Origin of the sequence: Caldalkalibacillus thermarum, assembly GCF_014644735.1 — a bacterium.
Lineage (GTDB): Bacteria > Bacillota > Bacilli > Caldalkalibacillales > Caldalkalibacillaceae > Caldalkalibacillus > Caldalkalibacillus thermarum.
This window is the reverse complement of record NZ_BMKZ01000003.1, coordinates 88439-104355: the sequence shown is the minus strand read 5'-3', so window position 1 is coordinate 104355 and position 15917 is coordinate 88439. Positions and strand designations below refer to the sequence as shown.

General features: G+C 47.8%; 18 protein-coding genes. 4 read left to right on the top strand and 14 right to left on the bottom strand.

The features are described 5' to 3' along the window. Positions 1 to 31 precede the first annotated feature (31 nt). Genes menB through IEW48_RS02255 form a run of 4 tightly spaced genes read right to left on the bottom strand, consistent with a single transcriptional unit; the run spans position 32 to position 4954 of the window. Positions 32 to 850, bottom strand: coding sequence for a 1,4-dihydroxy-2-naphthoyl-CoA synthase (gene menB / locus IEW48_RS02270; protein WP_007503031.1), 819 nt, complete (start codon positions 848 to 850; stop codon positions 32 to 34). A 44-nt stretch (positions 851 to 894) separates the two neighbouring features. Further along, positions 895 to 1710 (bottom strand): 2-succinyl-6-hydroxy-2,4-cyclohexadiene-1-carboxylate synthase, encoded by an 816-nt coding sequence (gene menH, locus IEW48_RS02265; RefSeq protein ID WP_188622408.1) that lies wholly within the window; start codon positions 1708 to 1710, stop codon positions 895 to 897. Continuing rightward, entirely contained in the window at positions 1707 to 3548 is a 1842-nt protein-coding gene (gene menD / locus IEW48_RS02260; protein WP_188622407.1) for a 2-succinyl-5-enolpyruvyl-6-hydroxy-3-cyclohexene-1-carboxylic-acid synthase, read from the bottom strand. Before menD ends, menH begins: the two co-directional genes overlap by 4 nt. Positions 3549 to 3550: 2 nt before the next feature. Next, positions 3551 to 4954 (bottom strand): isochorismate synthase, encoded by a 1404-nt coding sequence (locus IEW48_RS02255; protein ID WP_188622406.1) that lies wholly within the window; start codon positions 4952 to 4954, stop codon positions 3551 to 3553. A 230-nt stretch (positions 4955 to 5184) separates the two neighbouring features. Between IEW48_RS02255 and IEW48_RS02250 the strand changes: the two genes are divergently transcribed. Both IEW48_RS02250 and gltC read left to right on the top strand, forming a co-directional pair. Then, positions 5185 to 6117, top strand: a complete 933-nt coding sequence (locus tag IEW48_RS02250) for a 1,4-dihydroxy-2-naphthoate polyprenyltransferase (RefSeq protein ID WP_188622405.1) — start codon at positions 5185 to 5187, stop codon at positions 6115 to 6117. Between the two features lie 136 nt (positions 6118 to 6253). Beyond that, positions 6254 to 7159 carry a glutamate biosynthesis transcriptional regulator GltC gene (gene gltC / locus IEW48_RS02245; RefSeq protein WP_007503901.1) on the top strand — a complete coding sequence of 302 codons (906 nt, stop codon included), beginning with the start codon at positions 6254 to 6256 and terminating at the stop codon, positions 7157 to 7159. An 89-nt stretch (positions 7160 to 7248) separates the two neighbouring features. Here gltC and ilvD read toward each other — a convergent pair whose 3' ends face one another. The 5 genes from ilvD to IEW48_RS02220 form a co-directional block, all read right to left on the bottom strand. Continuing rightward, positions 7249 to 8952, bottom strand: coding sequence for a dihydroxy-acid dehydratase (gene ilvD, locus IEW48_RS02240; protein WP_188622404.1), 1704 nt, complete (start codon positions 8950 to 8952; stop codon positions 7249 to 7251). A 217-nt stretch (positions 8953 to 9169) separates the two neighbouring features. Then, a complete protein-coding gene (locus tag IEW48_RS02235) occupies positions 9170 to 10327 on the bottom strand; it encodes a conserved virulence factor C family protein (RefSeq protein WP_188622403.1) in 1158 nt (385 codons plus the stop codon). 45 nt (positions 10328 to 10372) lie between these two features. Further along, positions 10373 to 10618 (bottom strand): hypothetical protein, encoded by a 246-nt coding sequence (locus tag IEW48_RS02230; protein WP_007503896.1) that lies wholly within the window; start codon positions 10616 to 10618, stop codon positions 10373 to 10375. 204 nt (positions 10619 to 10822) lie between these two features. After that, positions 10823 to 10972: a 50S ribosomal protein L33 gene (gene rpmG / locus IEW48_RS02225; protein WP_007503894.1), complete on the bottom strand. Its 150-nt coding sequence runs from the start codon at positions 10970 to 10972 to the stop codon at positions 10823 to 10825. Between the two features lie 75 nt (positions 10973 to 11047). Further along, positions 11048 to 11572, bottom strand: a complete 525-nt coding sequence (locus IEW48_RS02220) for a type 1 glutamine amidotransferase domain-containing protein (protein ID WP_007503892.1) — start codon at positions 11570 to 11572, stop codon at positions 11048 to 11050. A gap of 157 nt (positions 11573 to 11729) precedes the next feature. Here IEW48_RS02220 and IEW48_RS02215 point away from each other — a divergent pair, with 157 nt between their 5' ends. Then, positions 11730 to 12041: a hypothetical protein gene (locus IEW48_RS02215; protein ID WP_007503891.1), complete on the top strand. Its 312-nt coding sequence runs from the start codon at positions 11730 to 11732 to the stop codon at positions 12039 to 12041. Between the two features lie 14 nt (positions 12042 to 12055). Continuing rightward, a complete protein-coding gene (locus IEW48_RS02210; RefSeq protein ID WP_188622402.1) occupies positions 12056 to 13390 on the top strand; it encodes a hydroxysqualene dehydroxylase in 1335 nt (444 codons plus the stop codon). Between the two features lie 117 nt (positions 13391 to 13507). Here the strand turns inward: IEW48_RS02210 and IEW48_RS02205 are convergent, their stop codons facing one another. The 5 genes from IEW48_RS02205 to IEW48_RS02185 all read right to left on the bottom strand — a co-directional run bounded on the left by IEW48_RS02205 (position 13508) and on the right by IEW48_RS02185 (position 15813). After that, on the bottom strand, positions 13508 to 13747 hold the full coding sequence (locus IEW48_RS02205) for a hypothetical protein (protein ID WP_188622401.1): 240 nt from the start codon (positions 13745 to 13747) through the stop codon (positions 13508 to 13510). 78 nt (positions 13748 to 13825) lie between these two features. Beyond that, positions 13826 to 14233, bottom strand: coding sequence for an OsmC family protein (locus tag IEW48_RS02200; protein ID WP_188622400.1), 408 nt, complete (start codon positions 14231 to 14233; stop codon positions 13826 to 13828). Between the two features lie 156 nt (positions 14234 to 14389). After that, the gene (locus IEW48_RS02195) at positions 14390 to 14812 is read right to left on the bottom strand and encodes a hypothetical protein (protein ID WP_188622399.1); all 423 of its coding nucleotides are present in this window, start codon (positions 14810 to 14812) and stop codon (positions 14390 to 14392) included. Between the two features lie 68 nt (positions 14813 to 14880). Further along, a complete protein-coding gene (gerQ, locus tag IEW48_RS02190) occupies positions 14881 to 15363 on the bottom strand; it encodes a spore coat protein GerQ (RefSeq protein WP_007503885.1) in 483 nt (160 codons plus the stop codon). 18 nt (positions 15364 to 15381) lie between these two features. Then, positions 15382 to 15813 carry a cell wall hydrolase gene (locus IEW48_RS02185; RefSeq protein ID WP_188622398.1) on the bottom strand — a complete coding sequence of 144 codons (432 nt, stop codon included), beginning with the start codon at positions 15811 to 15813 and terminating at the stop codon, positions 15382 to 15384. Between the last annotated feature and the right edge of the window lie 104 nt (positions 15814 to 15917).

Here is a 15917-nt window from a genome sequence, read left to right as displayed (position 1 = left end):
CACATCACCAACATTTTTGGCAAGCAGCTATTTATGGAAAACGGGGGAACTTGGAAAAGTCTGGCTTGCGTTTTTCTTTAAACGCATCCCGACCTTCTTTGGCTTCATCGGTTGTATAATACAGTAACGTAGCATCTCCAGCAAACTGCTGCAGGCCGGCCAACCCGTCTGTGTCCGCATTGAAGGCCGCTTTTAAGAAACGGATCGCTGTTGGGCTTTTTTCTAAAATTTCTTTAGCCCATTTAACCGTTTCTTCCTCCAGTTTTTCCAGGGGCACAACTGCATTGACCAGGCCCATTTCCAATGCTTCTTGAGCGGTATATTGACGGCACAAATACCAAATTTCCCGCGCTTTCTTGTGACCAACAATGCGAGCCAGATAGTTGGCACCGTAACCGCCATCAAAGCTGCCCACTTTGGGGCCGGTTTGGCCAAAAATGGCGTTGTCGGCTGCGATCGTTAAATCACAGACGACATGGAGGACATGTCCACCGCCAATGGCATATCCGGCAACCATGGCGATCACCGGCTTGGGAATCACGCGGATCAGGCGCTGCAAATCCAGGACATTGAGGCGCGGAATGTTATCTTTGCCTACATAACCCCCATGCCCCCGGACTTTCTGGTCTCCGCCGGAACAAAACGCCTTATCCCCCGCCCCGGTTAAAATAATAACACCAATGTCGCTGTCGTCCCGGGCCACAGTAAAAGCATGGATTAACTCATTGACCGTTTCGGGACGAAAGGCATTGTGCACTTCGGGACGGTTGATCGTGATTTTCGCAATGCCTTCATAGGTCTCGTAAATAATGTCCTCATAATCACCTTGTTTCTTCCACTCAATCTTCATCCGGTTTTCACCTTCCTTATATGTTTTTGATTCACTTTATGTAGTCATGACTGGTGTTGAAGAAGGTATTCCAAAACTACTTTATCAAAAATGTGCGGTTTTTCCAAATGAATTGTGTGGCCAGCTCCTTTAATGATAGACAGGGTCGCTTGAGGCAATTGGCAGACCATGTCTTTGGCGATGCAGCAAAACTTTTGATCCTCCTCCCCGGCCATCACCAGCACAGGAAAGTGAAACCGCTTAAGTGCAGACCAAAAGGAAGGTTGGTTGCCGGTGCCCATCCCCCTCAAGCTATTGGCCAACCCGAGGGGAGATTGGCTGAGCCGTTGCACTCGCAGCCTCCTGCGCACAGCTTCCGGCAGCTTTTTTTGGGAGGCAAACAAGGGGATATTCTCCCATTTATGTACAAAGGTTTCCAAACCTTCTGTTTCAATCTCCCGGGCCAAAGCTTGATCCTGTTTTCTCCTGGCCAGCTGTTCTTCTTCCGTTTTTAAGCCAGGGGAGGTGCTTTCCAAAACCATGCTGTTCACTTTAGCCGGGAAGCTGCTGGCCAAAGCAATGGCCAGCCTGCCTCCCATGGAATAACCCAGAACATTGATTTTGTCCACACCCAATTGTTCTAACACAGCTTGTAAGTCCTGAACAGCATAAGTGATCCCGTAACGACGGTGATCTTGGGGACTGTCACTCTCCCCGTGGCCAAGCAGATCGATGGCGATGGTGGTGAAATGGCGGCTCCAGGAATGGATGAAAGGTTGCCAGCTGTGTTTGCTGCCTGTAAAACCATGGAGCAAAAGCAAGGGAGGACCCTCACCTTTCACTTCAACAGCATAGCGGACACCATTGACCATGATGTTCATGTATCTCCCACCCTGGGCAACACATCCGTGATGGCAGCACTAACCGCTTTCCAAATGCGGCGATGCATCTCCACGTTACTTTTGCGCTCGGTGGGCACTTCTATGACATTGAGCCCGCCACTGGACATAGCAGTGGTAAAAGTATCCCGAAACTCAGCCCACGAATCGATGCGGGTAAAAGAGCCCCCATACATGTTGACCGCATGCCTGTATTCCAGTCCCAAAGGTGTGCCAAACAAGGTTTCAAAGTGCCGTGGATGCTCAGCCTGAGGTAAGAATGAGAATATACCTCCCCCGTCATTGTTGACGAGAATAATGGTCAGATTAAGATTATACAGCTTAGCGGGCAACAAGCCGTTCAAATCATGATAAAAAGACAAGTCACCTAAAACAAGTACAACCGGTTCTTGACTAACACCACTGGCACCTAAAGCGCTGGAAATGAGGCCATCAATCCCATTGGTCCCCCGATTGCCCATCACGCGTACCTTTTTTGACACGGATGGGAAGAAAGTGTCCAAATCACGCACCGGCATACTGTTGCCCACATACAATAACGAGGGGTCGGGCATCAGTTCTGACAACTCTTGAAACAGACGCCCTTCAAAAAGAGAATTGAACCGCTCCATTTCCCGCCTCATGGCCTCTCTCGTGATCCGATTGATCACTTGCCACTGCCCCAGCCAGCCTGATGCAGCTTTAGTTCCCTTCCTGCCTGCCCGGTGTTGGCCAAGAAGTTTGTGCAGGGCTTCACACAGCCATTCTGGGTCGGCATAAAGCATATCCGTAGCCAGATGGGTCGGGTCTCTCCAAGCGTGGCCAGCGTCAACCACGAGGTGTACACAGTCCGGATAGCGCTGAACATAGTGTAAGTAAGGTTTGGAAACGGGCATGGCCCCAAAGCGCAGAATCAGGTCAGGTTTCAAGGATTCTGCCACTCGGCTGTCACGCAAAAACGCATCGTAGGCATCAATGATTACTGGGGAAACATCTCGGACACAGCGCAAGTTGGACAAGGGGTCAGCCAGAATAGGGTAGCCTAACTGTTCAGCCAAGGCAATCATGGCCTTCAGGCAGCGAGTATTTTCCATAGGTCCGCACACGATGAGACCCTTGGGAGCAGACAGCAGCCTGTCTGCCAAAGCTTCCAAAGTATGTCCAGGGAGCGTGCGTACACCTTCTGTGACCTGCACCTGAGATAATGCTGCCCTGCCTTCAACGACACTGCCGCGCCGCAGGTGACGGACACTTGTTTCTGACGCACTAGATTCAGAAACGGAAAAATCAGGGACCAAAGGCTCCCTGAATGGAAAATTAAGATGAACAGGTCCCGCTGGTGACGAACATGCGGTGGCCACCGCCCGGTTGGCAGTGCTGCGCACATAATGCAACAACGGTTGAGAGGATTCAGGAACCGCCATTTCCATGAACCATTTTACATGCTGACCGAACAGATGCAGCTGATTAATGGTTTGAGGTGCTCCTACATCCCGCAACTCGTGAGGACGGTCTGCTGTCAGGACAATTAAGGGAACACGTCCATAAAACGCTTCAACCACGGCCGGAAAATAATTGGCCGCGGCTGTTCCAGAGGTACATACAAGGGCAACAGGACACGCTAACACTTTGGACATACCTAGGGCAAAAAATCCGGCCGAGCGTTCATCAACATGAATCCACAGCTTCATTTTCCCCTGTTCCGCAGCTGTCATGGCCAAGGGCGTTGACCGTGATCCAGGGCTAATCACCACATGGCGAACGCCGCTGTTGTATAGTTCATCAATAAAGGCATGTACATAAAGAAACGCTTCCCGGTTGGTTTTCATTATTGTTTCCATTATTAATGTCCTCCTAGAGCTGACAACATGGGCTTCAATTTCATCTGCGTTTCCTCGTATTCGGATTGTGGGTCAGAATCTTCCACAATACCACAACCGGCAAAAAGAGTGGCTTGTCTATGCCGGATTAAAGCGGAACGAATGGCAACCACAAATTCACCGTTCCCCTGCCGGTCAAGCCAGCCGATAGGAGCCGCATACCAGCCCCGGTCCATCCCTTCAAGCTCCCGGATCCGCCGGACAGCTTCCTCTCGGGGATAGCCTCCCAACGCAGGAGTAGGATGCAGAGCTTCAACCATTTTTAATAGGGATATGTTATCTTTGGCTAGCCCCCGCACCGGGGTATACAAATGTTGAATTTGTTTGGTTTTATAGATGATAGGCTGATCTGGGGCTTCAACCCGGGTGCATAAGTCCCCTAAGGCTTGTTTGATCATGCGCACCACAATCTCGTGCTCCACCCTGTTTTTGGGATCTTGAAGCAAAGCTTTGCTTAAGGCCAGATCCTCTTCCAAGGTTTGTCCCCGCTTGATTGAGCCTGCTAGACAGGTGGATAAAACACGGGAGCCTTCTTTTTTAATTAATCGCTCAGGAGTGGCCCCGACAAAGGCGTTTTCTCCCCATTCAATGGAAAAAACATAACTTGAGGTTTGAACTTGGCGTAAATAATTTAAAATCTGTTCGGGACGAAAGGGGGTTTCACTCTCCACCTCTACCCTGCGGGCCAGAACCACCTTTTGCAAGACACCCTGTTGAATCTCAGCAATAACCTGCTTCACGCTTCTTAACCATTCTTCCCGAGCCGGCTCAAAAACGTTTAATGTTATTGGATGAACCTCTTGTGCGAAGGAAAAATCCATGCACCGGGTGATAAGCCGTTCCTTTAATCTGTTTAACTGATCGATTTTTTCAGGCAAGTCATACTCAGGATGGATGTAGGCATTTATGGTTAAATAGCTTTGATGCTTGCTTTGGGTTAATAAAAATTGGGGTAAAATGAAAGATGCCGCTTTATAATTTTGCCATAGAGAAGAAGAAGGCTTTTGCGGATCAAAAGAGAATCCTCCTAACAGGAGAGGCCCCGTTCCCATTACCTCTCCTTCGGTATGGATATGGGTGTTAGCTATTAAGTGTTTCCATTCTTTCGTTACATCATCGAAGCGGGTGTCCCGGTCAGACTCAATTTTAACGGCTGTCCCCAATCCGACTAAGGTAAACTCATGATCTGGTGTTGACCAGTACAGGCGCTGACCGTGAAACCATTGACCTGCAGCGGCATAAAAAGAGAGGGGGTCTAGCGGTTGAATTCGCGTCACCAGGCTGACAAGTCCCGGCCGGCATGACTTTAACGCCTGCTGCATCCCCTGCACAAAATCATCAAGTATATCGAGCTGTTGACGGATCACCGCAACTTCTCCTCCCACCTTTTATCCGACTACGCGACTTTATCACTTCGCGACTTTATCACTTGATGTGATTACTGCGAACGCATTTTACTTCAGCATACACCTACCAATCTTTAATTGTCAACAAGCTCTCCCCTGGCAATATGTTTTAGGGCGCAGGTATTGACAGCATGAATTCGTTTTCCTAAACTTTAAGAGACAGCAGGGCTAAATTTAAGGAGAGAATCACAGTGGAACCACACATTGAACATTCCAAACCGACCTCTTTTCCACCGCATCGAAAGGATACTCCATGGCAGGTGTGGTGGAATTTGTTACGTCCCCATACCTTAACCGCCTCGTTCATCCCAGTGCTGATTGGCACGGCCTTAACACTGAAGGTCACGTCTATCAATTGGACATTGTTTATAGCTATGCTCATCGCTTCAATATTAATTCAAGCAGCTACGAATATGTTTAATGAATACTATGATTACCAACGCGGGCTTGATACGAAAGAATCGGTCGGAATCGGAGGCGCCATCGTCCGTGAGGGAGTCCCGCCAAAGGTCGTACTAAAATTAGCCATCCTTCTATTTGCCATCGCAGTTTTGTTGGGGGTTTATATTTGTCTGAACAGCAGTTGGTGGGTGGCGCTTATTGGCAGTATCAGTATGGCGGTGGGTTATCTATATACAGGGGGGCCCTATCCTATCGCTTACTCCCCCTTTGGGGAATTGGCGGCAGGTGTGTTCATGGGACCTGTCATTATCTTACTGGCTTTCTATATTCAGACTGGAATGGTCACCCTGTACAGTGTTCTCGTCTCAATTCCAATCGCCATTCTGGTTGCTGCCATCATGCTGGCCAACAATATTCGCGATTTAGACGAAGACCAGGCAGCAGGACGGCGTACCCTGGCCATACTCATTGGACGGAAACGTGCTATCCAATTATTAGGAGCAATGTTTGTTTTTGCTTATGTGTGGGCGGTCGCGATGGCTGTACTGACCGATGCTTCCCTATGGATCTTATTGGTCTTGCTTAGTATCCCAACTGCTCTGAAAGCTGTCCGCGGATTTATTGGCAAAACGAAACCTGTTGAAATGATGCCTGCCATGAAGTTAACAGCACAATTGCATATGCGTTACGGATTATTATTAAGCATCGCCCTTTTCCTTTGAGAAAAGGGTTTTTTTTATGAGAAAAGGCGATGATAGTAGTCAAAATTCACAATTTCGCAGTCTAAATCTATATATTTCATGTATAATTTAAGTAGATATTATCTAATTTCGAGATGAGCCAGGGGTTGATTACCTCATGGAGTTGCGACAATTAAAGTATTTTATCGAAGTGGCCAAGCGGGAACATGTCACCCATGCTGCTGATGCCCTGCATGTGGCCCAGTCCGCTGTCAGCCGGCAGATCAGTAATTTGGAAGATGAGTTGGGCGTTCAGCTGTTTATCCGGGAAGGCCGCAATGTAAAATTAACACCGGTTGGGAAACTTTTTTTGGAACATATAGAAATTGCCATACGGGAAATTGATAAAGCCGTGCAGGAAGTCAAGGAGTTTTTGGATCCGGAATCCGGGGTCATCCGCATCGGCTTTCCAAATAGCTTGGCAGCTAATACGTTGCCTAAAGTGATCTCCGCTTTTCGGGAAAAACATCCCAAAATCCGGTTTCAACTCAGACAGGGTATTTTATCCACGCTGATTAACTCGGTCGTTAAAGGGGAAATTGATCTGGCTTTTGTCGCTCCTGTTCCCACTGATCATGAGCTGGTGGATGGACATATTCTCTTCACTGAAGAAATGATGGCCATCTTGCCGGCTGTCCATCCGTTGACTGATCAGGATGCGCTGCGTCTGGATCAGTTACGCAAAGAACCGTTTGTCATGTTCCGCACTGGATTCATTCTCCGTGAAATTGTCGTCAATGCCTGTCAACAAGCAGGATTTAAGCCCCATGTGGCCTTTGAAGGAGAGGATATTGATACCATCAAAGGATTGGTCGCTGCCGGACTCGGGGTTGCCCTGCTGCCTGAAGTGACCCTGATGGATAACATTCCCCGTGAAGCAATTAAAATGCGTATCGTGGAACCACAGGTCACCCGGACAGTAGGCGTCATCACACCCAAGAATCGTGACCTGGCACCCTCAGTAAAAAACTTCTTTGAGTTTTTGCAAACCTTCTTTGACAACTTAACCCGCTTCAGACTTTAAATGTCCATAAATATAACGGACCTTCACCAGCCTCAACGGCCGATGAAGGTCTGTTTTGATTTCGGTCAGCATGAGATACCAGCTAAAGCTTAGTCAGTGACCGCTCCTTTGGATGCGGAGGAAACTAAACGGGCATATTTGGCCAAGATGCCTTTGCTGTGCTTCAGTGGGGGTGCTTGCCATTGTTTGCGCCGTTCTGCAAATTCTTCATCTGACACGGCCACAGAAAGTTCCTGTTTTTCACTGTCTATCGTGATCATATCGCCTTCCTTTAACAAAGCGATGGGGCCGCCAACCTGAGCTTCTGGCGCCACATGGCCTACGACCAAGCCGTGCGTCCCGCCGGAAAACCGCCCGTCTGTCAGAAGCCCTACATCCTTACCTAAGCCCTTTCCGATTAAAATCCCTGAAATGGACAGCATTTCTGGCATGCCCGGCCCCCCTTTCGGCCCAGCGTAACGAATGACAATCACATCACCTGGTTTAATTTGGTCGTTTAACACAGCCTCTGTTGCTTCTGCCTCTGTGTCAAACACCCGGGCCGGACCAGTGATTTTTTTCTTTTTCAGCCCCGACACTTTAGCCACTGCACCCTCAGGCGCCAGGTTCCCTTTTAAAATCACCAACGGACCGGTTTCCAGGAAGGGATCATCCAAGGGGCGAATCACGTCTTGCCCAGCTTTGAGAGAAGGTTGCTCAGCCAGATTTTCTTCCAGTGTTTTGCCTGTGACTGTCAAACAGTCACCATGGAGCAAGCCAGCTTGCAGCAACTCTTTCATGACCGCTGGCACACCGCCAACATCGTTAAGATCTTGCATAACGTAACGGCCGCTTGGCTTTAGATCAGCAATATGCGGCACCCGGCGGCGGATACGGTCAAAGTCATCCAAACTTAGATCCACGCCCACAGCATGGGCAATCGCTAACAGATGTAAAACAGCATTGGTTGATCCACCCAGAGCCATCACCACCGTAATTGCATTTTCAAAGGCTTTTTTGGTCATGATGTCCCGTGGGTAGATCCCTTGTTCCAATAAATTAAAGACAGCTTGTCCTGCCTGGTTAGCTTCCGTCAGCTTCTCCGGACTGATGGCCGGGGTGGACGAGCTGCCGGGCAAACTCATCCCCATTGCTTCTATAGCCGAAGCCATGGTATTGGCCGTATACATCCCTCCGCATGACCCTGGCCCGGGACAGGCGTGACATTCGATTTGATGCAGTTCTTCCCGGTCAATCTCACCTTTGTTATACTGTCCCACTCCTTCAAAGGCAGACACGATGTCAATGTCTTTACCGTTCAATTTTCCAGGCTGTATGGTTCCCCCATAGACAAAAACACTGGGCAGATTTAAACGACCGATCGCCATCATGCAGCCAGGCATATTTTTATCACAACCGCCGATGGCTACAAATCCGTCCAAATTCTCTGCTCCCACCACCGTTTCAATAGAATCGGCAATCACTTCACGGCTGGGCAAAGAATAACGCATGCCCTCAGTCCCCATGGATATCCCATCTGACACGGTAATCGTATTAAAAATTAAAGGCGCACCGCCTGCTTGCCTGGCTCCCTCTTTTGCTTTGCGGGCCAATTCATCCAAATGGATATTACAGGGGGTGACCTCACTCCAGGTACTGGCAATCCCGATCATCGGCTTTCGAAAATCTTCATCACTAAATCCGACAGCACGCAACATGGCCCGGTTGGGAGCACGGTGAACCGGATCACTAATCACCTTGCTGCGCAGTCTAAGATCTTGTGTGCGTCTGTTCTGTGCTTCTTTCTCTGTCATGTGGTTCTCTCCTTTCCCAACGCTTCAAAAGTTACTATGATATTCGTTTTGTCCAAAATTTAGATAATTACTATTATAGCAAAAACAAAAGAAAAGGAAAGGGCAAAATCACACTTTTGAAGAAACCAGAAGCAAAAACTCCTTCCGGTTTGATGAGCTGTTAAACAGCCTGTTGTGCCGGAAGGAGTCTGCCTGAAAATCAGCTGTCTGTTGTTGTTCAATCAGCTTCATTGTTTTCTCTATTTTTCATGCTGCGAGTAATTTGCTGCCAAATGGTTCCCTCAGCCTTTTGGCCCTTTTCGATGCGCTCCAGCGCCATTCTGGCCTGCAAGCTAATCTCAAACTCTGGATCGTTGAGCGCTTCTCTTAAGGCAGGTATGGCGGTATGGTCCCCTACTTCATATAGAAAGCGCGCGGCACGCCAGCGGACAAGTTTGTTACTATCGCTTAAAGCTTCTATCATATGTTCCATCGCCTCAGGGTCGCCAATGTCAGACAGAGCATCCCCTGCTGTGCGGCGAACGGCAGGAGACTTGTCCTGCAAAGCTTTATATAACAGGGGCAGCACTTTTTTGCCGCCAATCTCCCCCAAATAGGCAACTGCCAAACGGCGTATAGACATGTGGGGATCGTCGATAGCTTTGGCCAGCACGGGAATATCTTCTTCTGTCAACTCTAGTTGCTCCAACGCTTTGTAGCGTGTTTTCCAATCTGAGTGATCCAAACGTTTTACCGCTTCTGCAGCTGAGAGAGGCTGTTCTTCTAGCCGTGCATCTTGATCTCCCAAAGCCTGATCAACCAGCCGTCCAAGGCGTTCGTCATCATAGGCCGCATTAATTTCTTCCACCACTTGCTCACCAATCTCATCCAGTTCACCATAGCGAACGCCTTGCTCTTCCCACTTGCGCTCAGTGATCAGATTGCTAACAGCCTGCTGCACCCTCAGGGCAGCATCCAGAAAGCGTTGGGGCAAGGCATAGCGTTTTTCCCGGGAAGGGGTGGTTAATTTGACTTGCATGGGAATCCCCTTGATGGTCTGTATAAACACTTGAACCCCGCCATAAACCTCATCTTCACTGAAGGCGGTTGATTTAATCATGCTTTCAACATCGATTGAGCCTTCCCCAAAAACTTGTTGTAATTTAGGCAGGATCGCACGCCAATCGATTTTAGGGTTACGCTCAATGGCAATAAAGTCTTTAACCTGGTAAACTCCTTTAATCCCTTCAATGTCTAGCAACTGACGAATATGTTGCGGTGCCTGGTCCTTGTTCTCGAAGGTGAAATTGTAGGATACGCCTTCAGGCAATGGGGTATCAAGGTTTAATTTCATGACGTTGGGACTCGGCGTCGGCTCGATCGAGACAATATTCAATGCTAACGCCCCTTTCACTTTGTCCAACCTTGTGCTTGTCCCGGTTTATCTGACCTGTCTCCATTCTTTGACATACAGTGCTGCAAAATAAATGGTGGCCAAAATGATCATCACGATCATGCTGATATCCGTAAACGTAAGGCCGGTATTTTCGCTAGCCCCGCTGTTTCCACCACCTGCAGCAAACAGGAGCATATCCTGACCCGTGTCCAACCCTGCAGCTGACGCTGTCCATGGCGCAGCAACCGAACAAATCAACAAGGTTAAGATAACCATTCTTATCAATTTCATCATGAACCTCCCCATTCGTGTATGACAATGTTTTTATGTTTAATGGATCTTTATCCATTATAATACAAAAAATGGACTAGTGTATACCAACATGCAAATATGTATCGCATCAGGTGATACTGAAAAACCCATAAGTTGCTTTTGCAACACAACTTATGGGGTCGCTTTTGAAACACAACTTATGGGCAAAATAAAGCCAGCTTCTTATTTCGTTTCACGATGCAAAGTATACCGTCTCAGACGCGGGCTATATTTTCTTAATTCCAACCGTTCAGGATGGGTTCTTTTATTTTTGGTGGTGATATAATTCCGGTCTCCAGTTTCCGTACAAGCAAGCGTTACTTTAACACGCATGTTGGTTCCTCCTTTCCTCTCACGTGCACACCACATTGCTATTCTACTGAAATCTGTTGGGAAAAGCAAATGCTTTTATTGTCCAGCTAGCACATCAGCAAACGCTTTAGCATATTCATGCAGATCTGGAGGCCGGCGGCTGGAAACCAAGTTTCCATCCACCACGACTGGCTCATCAACCCAAATCGCCCCTGCATTTTCCATGTCATCCCTGATACCAGGTGTACTGGTGACTTTTTTGCCCTTCAATATCTTGGCAGAAATGAGGACCCATCCTGCATGACAAATTTGGCCGATGGGTTTTTTTGCTTCGTGCATATGCCGGATCATATTAATAACTTGCGGAAAACGGCGCAGCTTATCTGGCGCCCATCCCCCGGGAACCAAAATGGCATCATACTCACCAGGGTCAATGTCATCAAAGGCATAGTCAGCGACCGCAGGCACCCCGTATTTTCCCTTGTAAGTCTCCCCCTTCTGTTCCCCAACCAGGTGAACTGTGGCTCCCTCTTCCTTGAGACGAATCAGGGGGTACCAAAGTTCAAGATCTTCAAACTCGTGATGGACAAGACTGATCACTTTTTTTCCTTGCAAACGCAAAACAAACACCTCCTGACAACAGCATGACGCAACACAAGGCCAAAGTCAATCTGATAGGGCAAAGAGGTCTCTATCGCGTAATTCCTTGCATATTTTGGCCCACATCATGGGACACTTACACTACAGAGGATTATAACATAGGAGTGGAATCTCTAGCATGACCAAACAGCGCTATTTCGTACATCCAAAAACCGGCGAAATTTTAGATGAACAGGATCCTGCAACCTTTGCTTTTGCCATTGAAGCCACGGAAGAAGAGATGGTGGAGCTGCGCAATCTGTTTATGGAACTTCTAGAAGAAGAAAGCGACACTTTTTTTGATGCCTTCTTCCCTTTTCAGCAAGAAGAAGCCATGACCGATAACGAGCAATATGAACAGGTCCTCAATCATATATATCAAAAGATTTATGAGCTGGGCACAGCAGAAACAAAACAACAACTTGAAAACATGTACATGATCAAACGATAGGCAGGGTAAATATCATGAAAACAGATGTGGTCATCATCGGTGCCGGTCTGGCCGGACTTAGCTGTGGCTTGGAGTTGGCTGAAAATGGTCGTGATGTCTTCCTCTTTGAAGCCCGTGACTGGGTCGGCGGACGCACCGCTTCCTGGGACGAAAACGGAATGCTGGTGGAATCAGGATTTCACCGTTACATTGGCTATTATCAAGCGCTGCCCAAAGTCCTTGAACGGGCTGGCGTTCGTTTGGACGACATCATCAGGTGGGAAGAACGCATTGAAATACGAACCCCTCAACACAATTCGCCAGGTTTATTCGGTGTTGCCCCTGTTCACGGCCCACTGAAAATGATTGCCGGGATCATCGGTAATAACGAGATGCTGTCACCCCTTGACAAGGCCTCGTTAATCCCGTTCTTTGTGGCGGGGTTCAAGGATTTCTTTTTAAATCCTGACAAACTGGATTATATCAGTGTTTATGACTATGCCCGCAAATATGGTGTCCGCCAGGCAGCCATTGATTATCTGCTTGGACCTTTCAGCACCGGCCTCTTTTTCAAACCCATACAAGAGTATTCGGCATTGGCCTTCTTCGGTCTGTTTGCGCCTGGCTTGACGCGGTTTTATAAAATGCGCATTGGTGCCTTCCTGGGCGGCATGACAGAAGTGTTGTGTGCACCGATCGCCAGGGCCATTGAACGGCATGGCGGCAAGGTGTATACAGGAACACCTGTACAAGGCCTGCTTGTGGAGGAGGGACAGGTCGTGGGTGTGGCGTTAGATGATGAAGAAGTACGAGCCAACCAGGTGGTCCTGGCCACATCACTGGATAAAGCGCAGCAATTGCTGCAGCCCCATTTCAGTCAACATCCCTGGATTAAGCCCCTTTTAAATTTGCCGGCCATGCCCGCGGTGACCATTCAAATTGATTTAGACCGTCCTGCTTTGCCTACCGACCGCACGACGTTCGGGCCGGGAACATGTCTAGCCAGCTTTGCCGAACAGTCACGTACCACCTTTAAACATGTGCCCGGGCGCTTATCCATTATCCTCACTCCGCCGGAAAAGTTTTTAAACATGCCAGCCGAAGAGGTACTGTCCAGTGTTATCCGGGATGCTAAACAACTGGGTATGGACATTAAGCCCCACATCCGTGATTTCAGAGTGATCTCCCATCATGCTGATTTTTACAGTTTCGCACCCAAGGGGTATCATAAACAGCGCCCCGGCCAACAAACGCCCATCCGCGGATTAAAATTGGCCGGAGATTACACCAAACAGCCTTATTTTGCGACAATGGAAGGGGCTGTTGTATCCGGTCTTGATGCCGCCAAGGCCATCCTTTCGGAAGCCTGAACAAATTCACGTTCTGAATCCCTGTGGCTCAACAGAGCCTTATTTTTTTGCGCCAAACAGTAACTTTTGCCTTCACGGCAGAAGTCACTTTTAGCGGGCTAAGGCGGGCAAAATTTCTTATTTTGGTACCGACTGTGTATCCAACTCCCGGACGGCCTGCTGGGCCATTAAAATTAAACCTTCTTCTGTCAGGCCAACAGTGGCCACTTGAGGGATGGTAAATACCGTATGGGGAATAATGGCATAATCTACTTTGGTTTGGTTGCCCTTAAAGGCGTTCAGGATACTGCATCGTCTTCGCCTAATAATTTGATCTTCTTTAGCTATGCTAACATGACAGCCAATGTATTGAACCATACACGACAATCCTTTTGCTGGGCTTTACCTTTTTTATCATTCCCCCCAAAGTTTAAATCACTTGTATTAAACAAGTGTTTAATTTTCTTCAGGATCAATAAGTTCATAAGTTTCGCTGATCTCAATGCTGTCTTTGACAGACTGAACCATCGAACAATGTTTACGGGTTAAGGCCAAGGCTTTTTCAATCTTTTGCTCGGACAAGTTTTTGCCTGTAATTTTAAAGTGGATGTGAATTTTTTCGATTTCTTGTGCCCCCTCTTCTCTGCGGGTCACTTCAGCTGACAAGGCAATATCGTCAATTTTTATGCGTTGCTTACGTAGAATTTTGCGTAACACCCCTCCGCTGCAAACAGCCACAGCTGAAACCAACAGTTGATAGGGGCGGAATCCGTACTGGGCATCCCCGGATACATGCAGCTCTCCATAGGGCAGGTTAATGATAAATCCGTTTTCTTTTGCCCGGTAAGTCAATGTTTCTTTCATGCTCATACCTCCATATATTATTTAAACATATTGATTGAATATTGTAGAAATTAAAAGCAACTAAGCTGTAAATGATTGTCTGTATGATTATCATAACAATGAAAACCGTCGCGGTCCATATCCGGAGCGACGGTTTAGCAGGAAGAACATTCACTTTTATTCTTTCACTTCGATTGTAAACGTTTCTTCTACACCATAAGAGTCATGATTGTTGTGAGCCAATTCCACTTTAACTTCATGGGTTCCTGGGGGCAAGTTTTTATGCACGTATTCTTTGTCAAAAATTTTTGCCACTTTTTCACCATTAATGTAAAGATGAACGTGTCCCTGCCCGTAATGCTTTTCCCTATCCATCTGTTCGACTGAGAACTGGAAGTTGTTAACATCTAACTGGAGGTGGAGGTCGCGCCCTTTTACCTGATGCTCCACCTTTAAAGTAGGCTGTTTCTCTTCATCCGTTGAAGATGGTGCCGTAAAAGGGTTCCACAGCAATCCAACTAGTAGCAATCCCATCAGAATAATCATATAGCGTCTGAGGAATCCCCTCCAGTTCCAGCGTGTCGGAACAGAAGACGTCATAGCCAATTTCACCTCTTTTGTCCTTTTTTAAACATTATGAACAAAAGAGGCGAAAATCATACTCCGGATCACATCCGGGGACGCGGGGTTTGCGGAACAGGACGCTGGGCAATGGGCGGGCTGGGAACCATGGGGGGAATATATTCAATCGGTTCATCAAACTCAACGAAATCCAGGTTGACCATCAACAATAAATAACTTTTTCCTGTTTCAGGATCGCTGATAATGATATGGTCACGTCCAGCTTCTTCAATCCGGCCCGTGTACACCTGGGCAGGCCATTCCGGATTGTTTTCATAAGTAAAATAGAGCCGGGCCATCTTGCCCCTGTTAAAGCGCAAAATATTTTCGATGTAAGAGACTTCCAAAGGCAGGAATCCTTCAGCGGTTAAACACGGCCATGTGATCTGCGGTACCTGGGGAACTTGCTGCCGGTTCATGCTTTCCACAGGTGCCGGGTTCCCCCACTGTTCTTGACCATAGGGGTTCTGGTGATAACTTGTGGGATGAGGTAAATATGGTGTGTGATAGGGTGAACCTTGATAATACATCAGCATACCTCCTCTGCACTAATACGTTCGGTAAACATCAGGACAGTCGGACTGGGTTGGACTGTAAAAACAATGGGATTTGTAGCGGCCGGCATTCCACTGTCCCCACCATTGGGCTGGACAGGGACCATCTGGCCGGAAAAACCATAGTGAAAATTCGGCTGGATGGAAACGCTCGCCATTAATACAGCGCTGAGCCAAACGAATATCTCTTTCTCTCGCTCTTTGGTAAAAGTATGGGTAATGTACTGCTTCAAATCCGCCGGGTGATTGCCAGACCATTCTTTCGATGGAGTTGATATCTGCAAAATCAAGGCAACGCACACGTACCCGATTGACCCCTACGTTACCCACCATTAACATTCCCAGTTCACCGTCACTTTCAGCTTCTGCCCGCATCAATCGGGCTAAAAGCTTCACTTCGTTTGCATTTGCTTGAATAACCGCCATAGCTTCACCTCTCAACCGAACTTCTTTACCAATATATGATCAACGCCTAAATTGGTTCATCTTTAAAGAAAAAAAGCTGCGTGGGCAGCTTTTTACTCAAGACC

Coding starts and splice junctions, on each gene's coding strand:
- menB (WP_007503031.1), bottom strand. CDS start 850: ATGAAGATTGAGTGGAAGAAACAAGGTGATTATGAGGACATTATTTAC.
- menH (WP_188622408.1), bottom strand. CDS start 1,710: ATGAACATCATGGTCAATGGTGTCCGCTATGCTGTTGAAGTGAAAGGT.
- menD (WP_188622407.1), bottom strand. CDS start 3,548: ATGGAAACAATAATGAAAACCAACCGGGAAGCGTTTCTTTATGTACAT.
- gltC (WP_007503901.1), top strand. CDS start 6,254: ATGGAGTTGCGACAATTAAAGTATTTTATCGAAGTGGCCAAGCGGGAA.
- ilvD (WP_188622404.1), bottom strand. CDS start 8,952: ATGACAGAGAAAGAAGCACAGAACAGACGCACACAAGATCTTAGACTG.
- IEW48_RS02230 (WP_007503896.1), bottom strand. CDS start 10,618: ATGAAATTGATAAGAATGGTTATCTTAACCTTGTTGATTTGTTCGGTT.
- rpmG (WP_007503894.1), bottom strand. CDS start 10,972: ATGCGTGTTAAAGTAACGCTTGCTTGTACGGAAACTGGAGACCGGAAT.
- IEW48_RS02215 (WP_007503891.1), top strand. CDS start 11,730: ATGACCAAACAGCGCTATTTCGTACATCCAAAAACCGGCGAAATTTTA.
- IEW48_RS02210 (WP_188622402.1), top strand. CDS start 12,056: ATGAAAACAGATGTGGTCATCATCGGTGCCGGTCTGGCCGGACTTAGC.
- IEW48_RS02205 (WP_188622401.1), bottom strand. CDS start 13,747: ATGGTTCAATACATTGGCTGTCATGTTAGCATAGCTAAAGAAGATCAA.
- IEW48_RS02200 (WP_188622400.1), bottom strand. CDS start 14,233: ATGAAAGAAACATTGACTTACCGGGCAAAAGAAAACGGATTTATCATT.
- IEW48_RS02195 (WP_188622399.1), bottom strand. CDS start 14,812: ATGACGTCTTCTGTTCCGACACGCTGGAACTGGAGGGGATTCCTCAGA.
- gerQ (WP_007503885.1), bottom strand. CDS start 15,363: ATGTATTATCAAGGTTCACCCTATCACACACCATATTTACCTCATCCC.
- IEW48_RS02185 (WP_188622398.1), bottom strand. CDS start 15,813: ATGGCGGTTATTCAAGCAAATGCAAACGAAGTGAAGCTTTTAGCCCGA.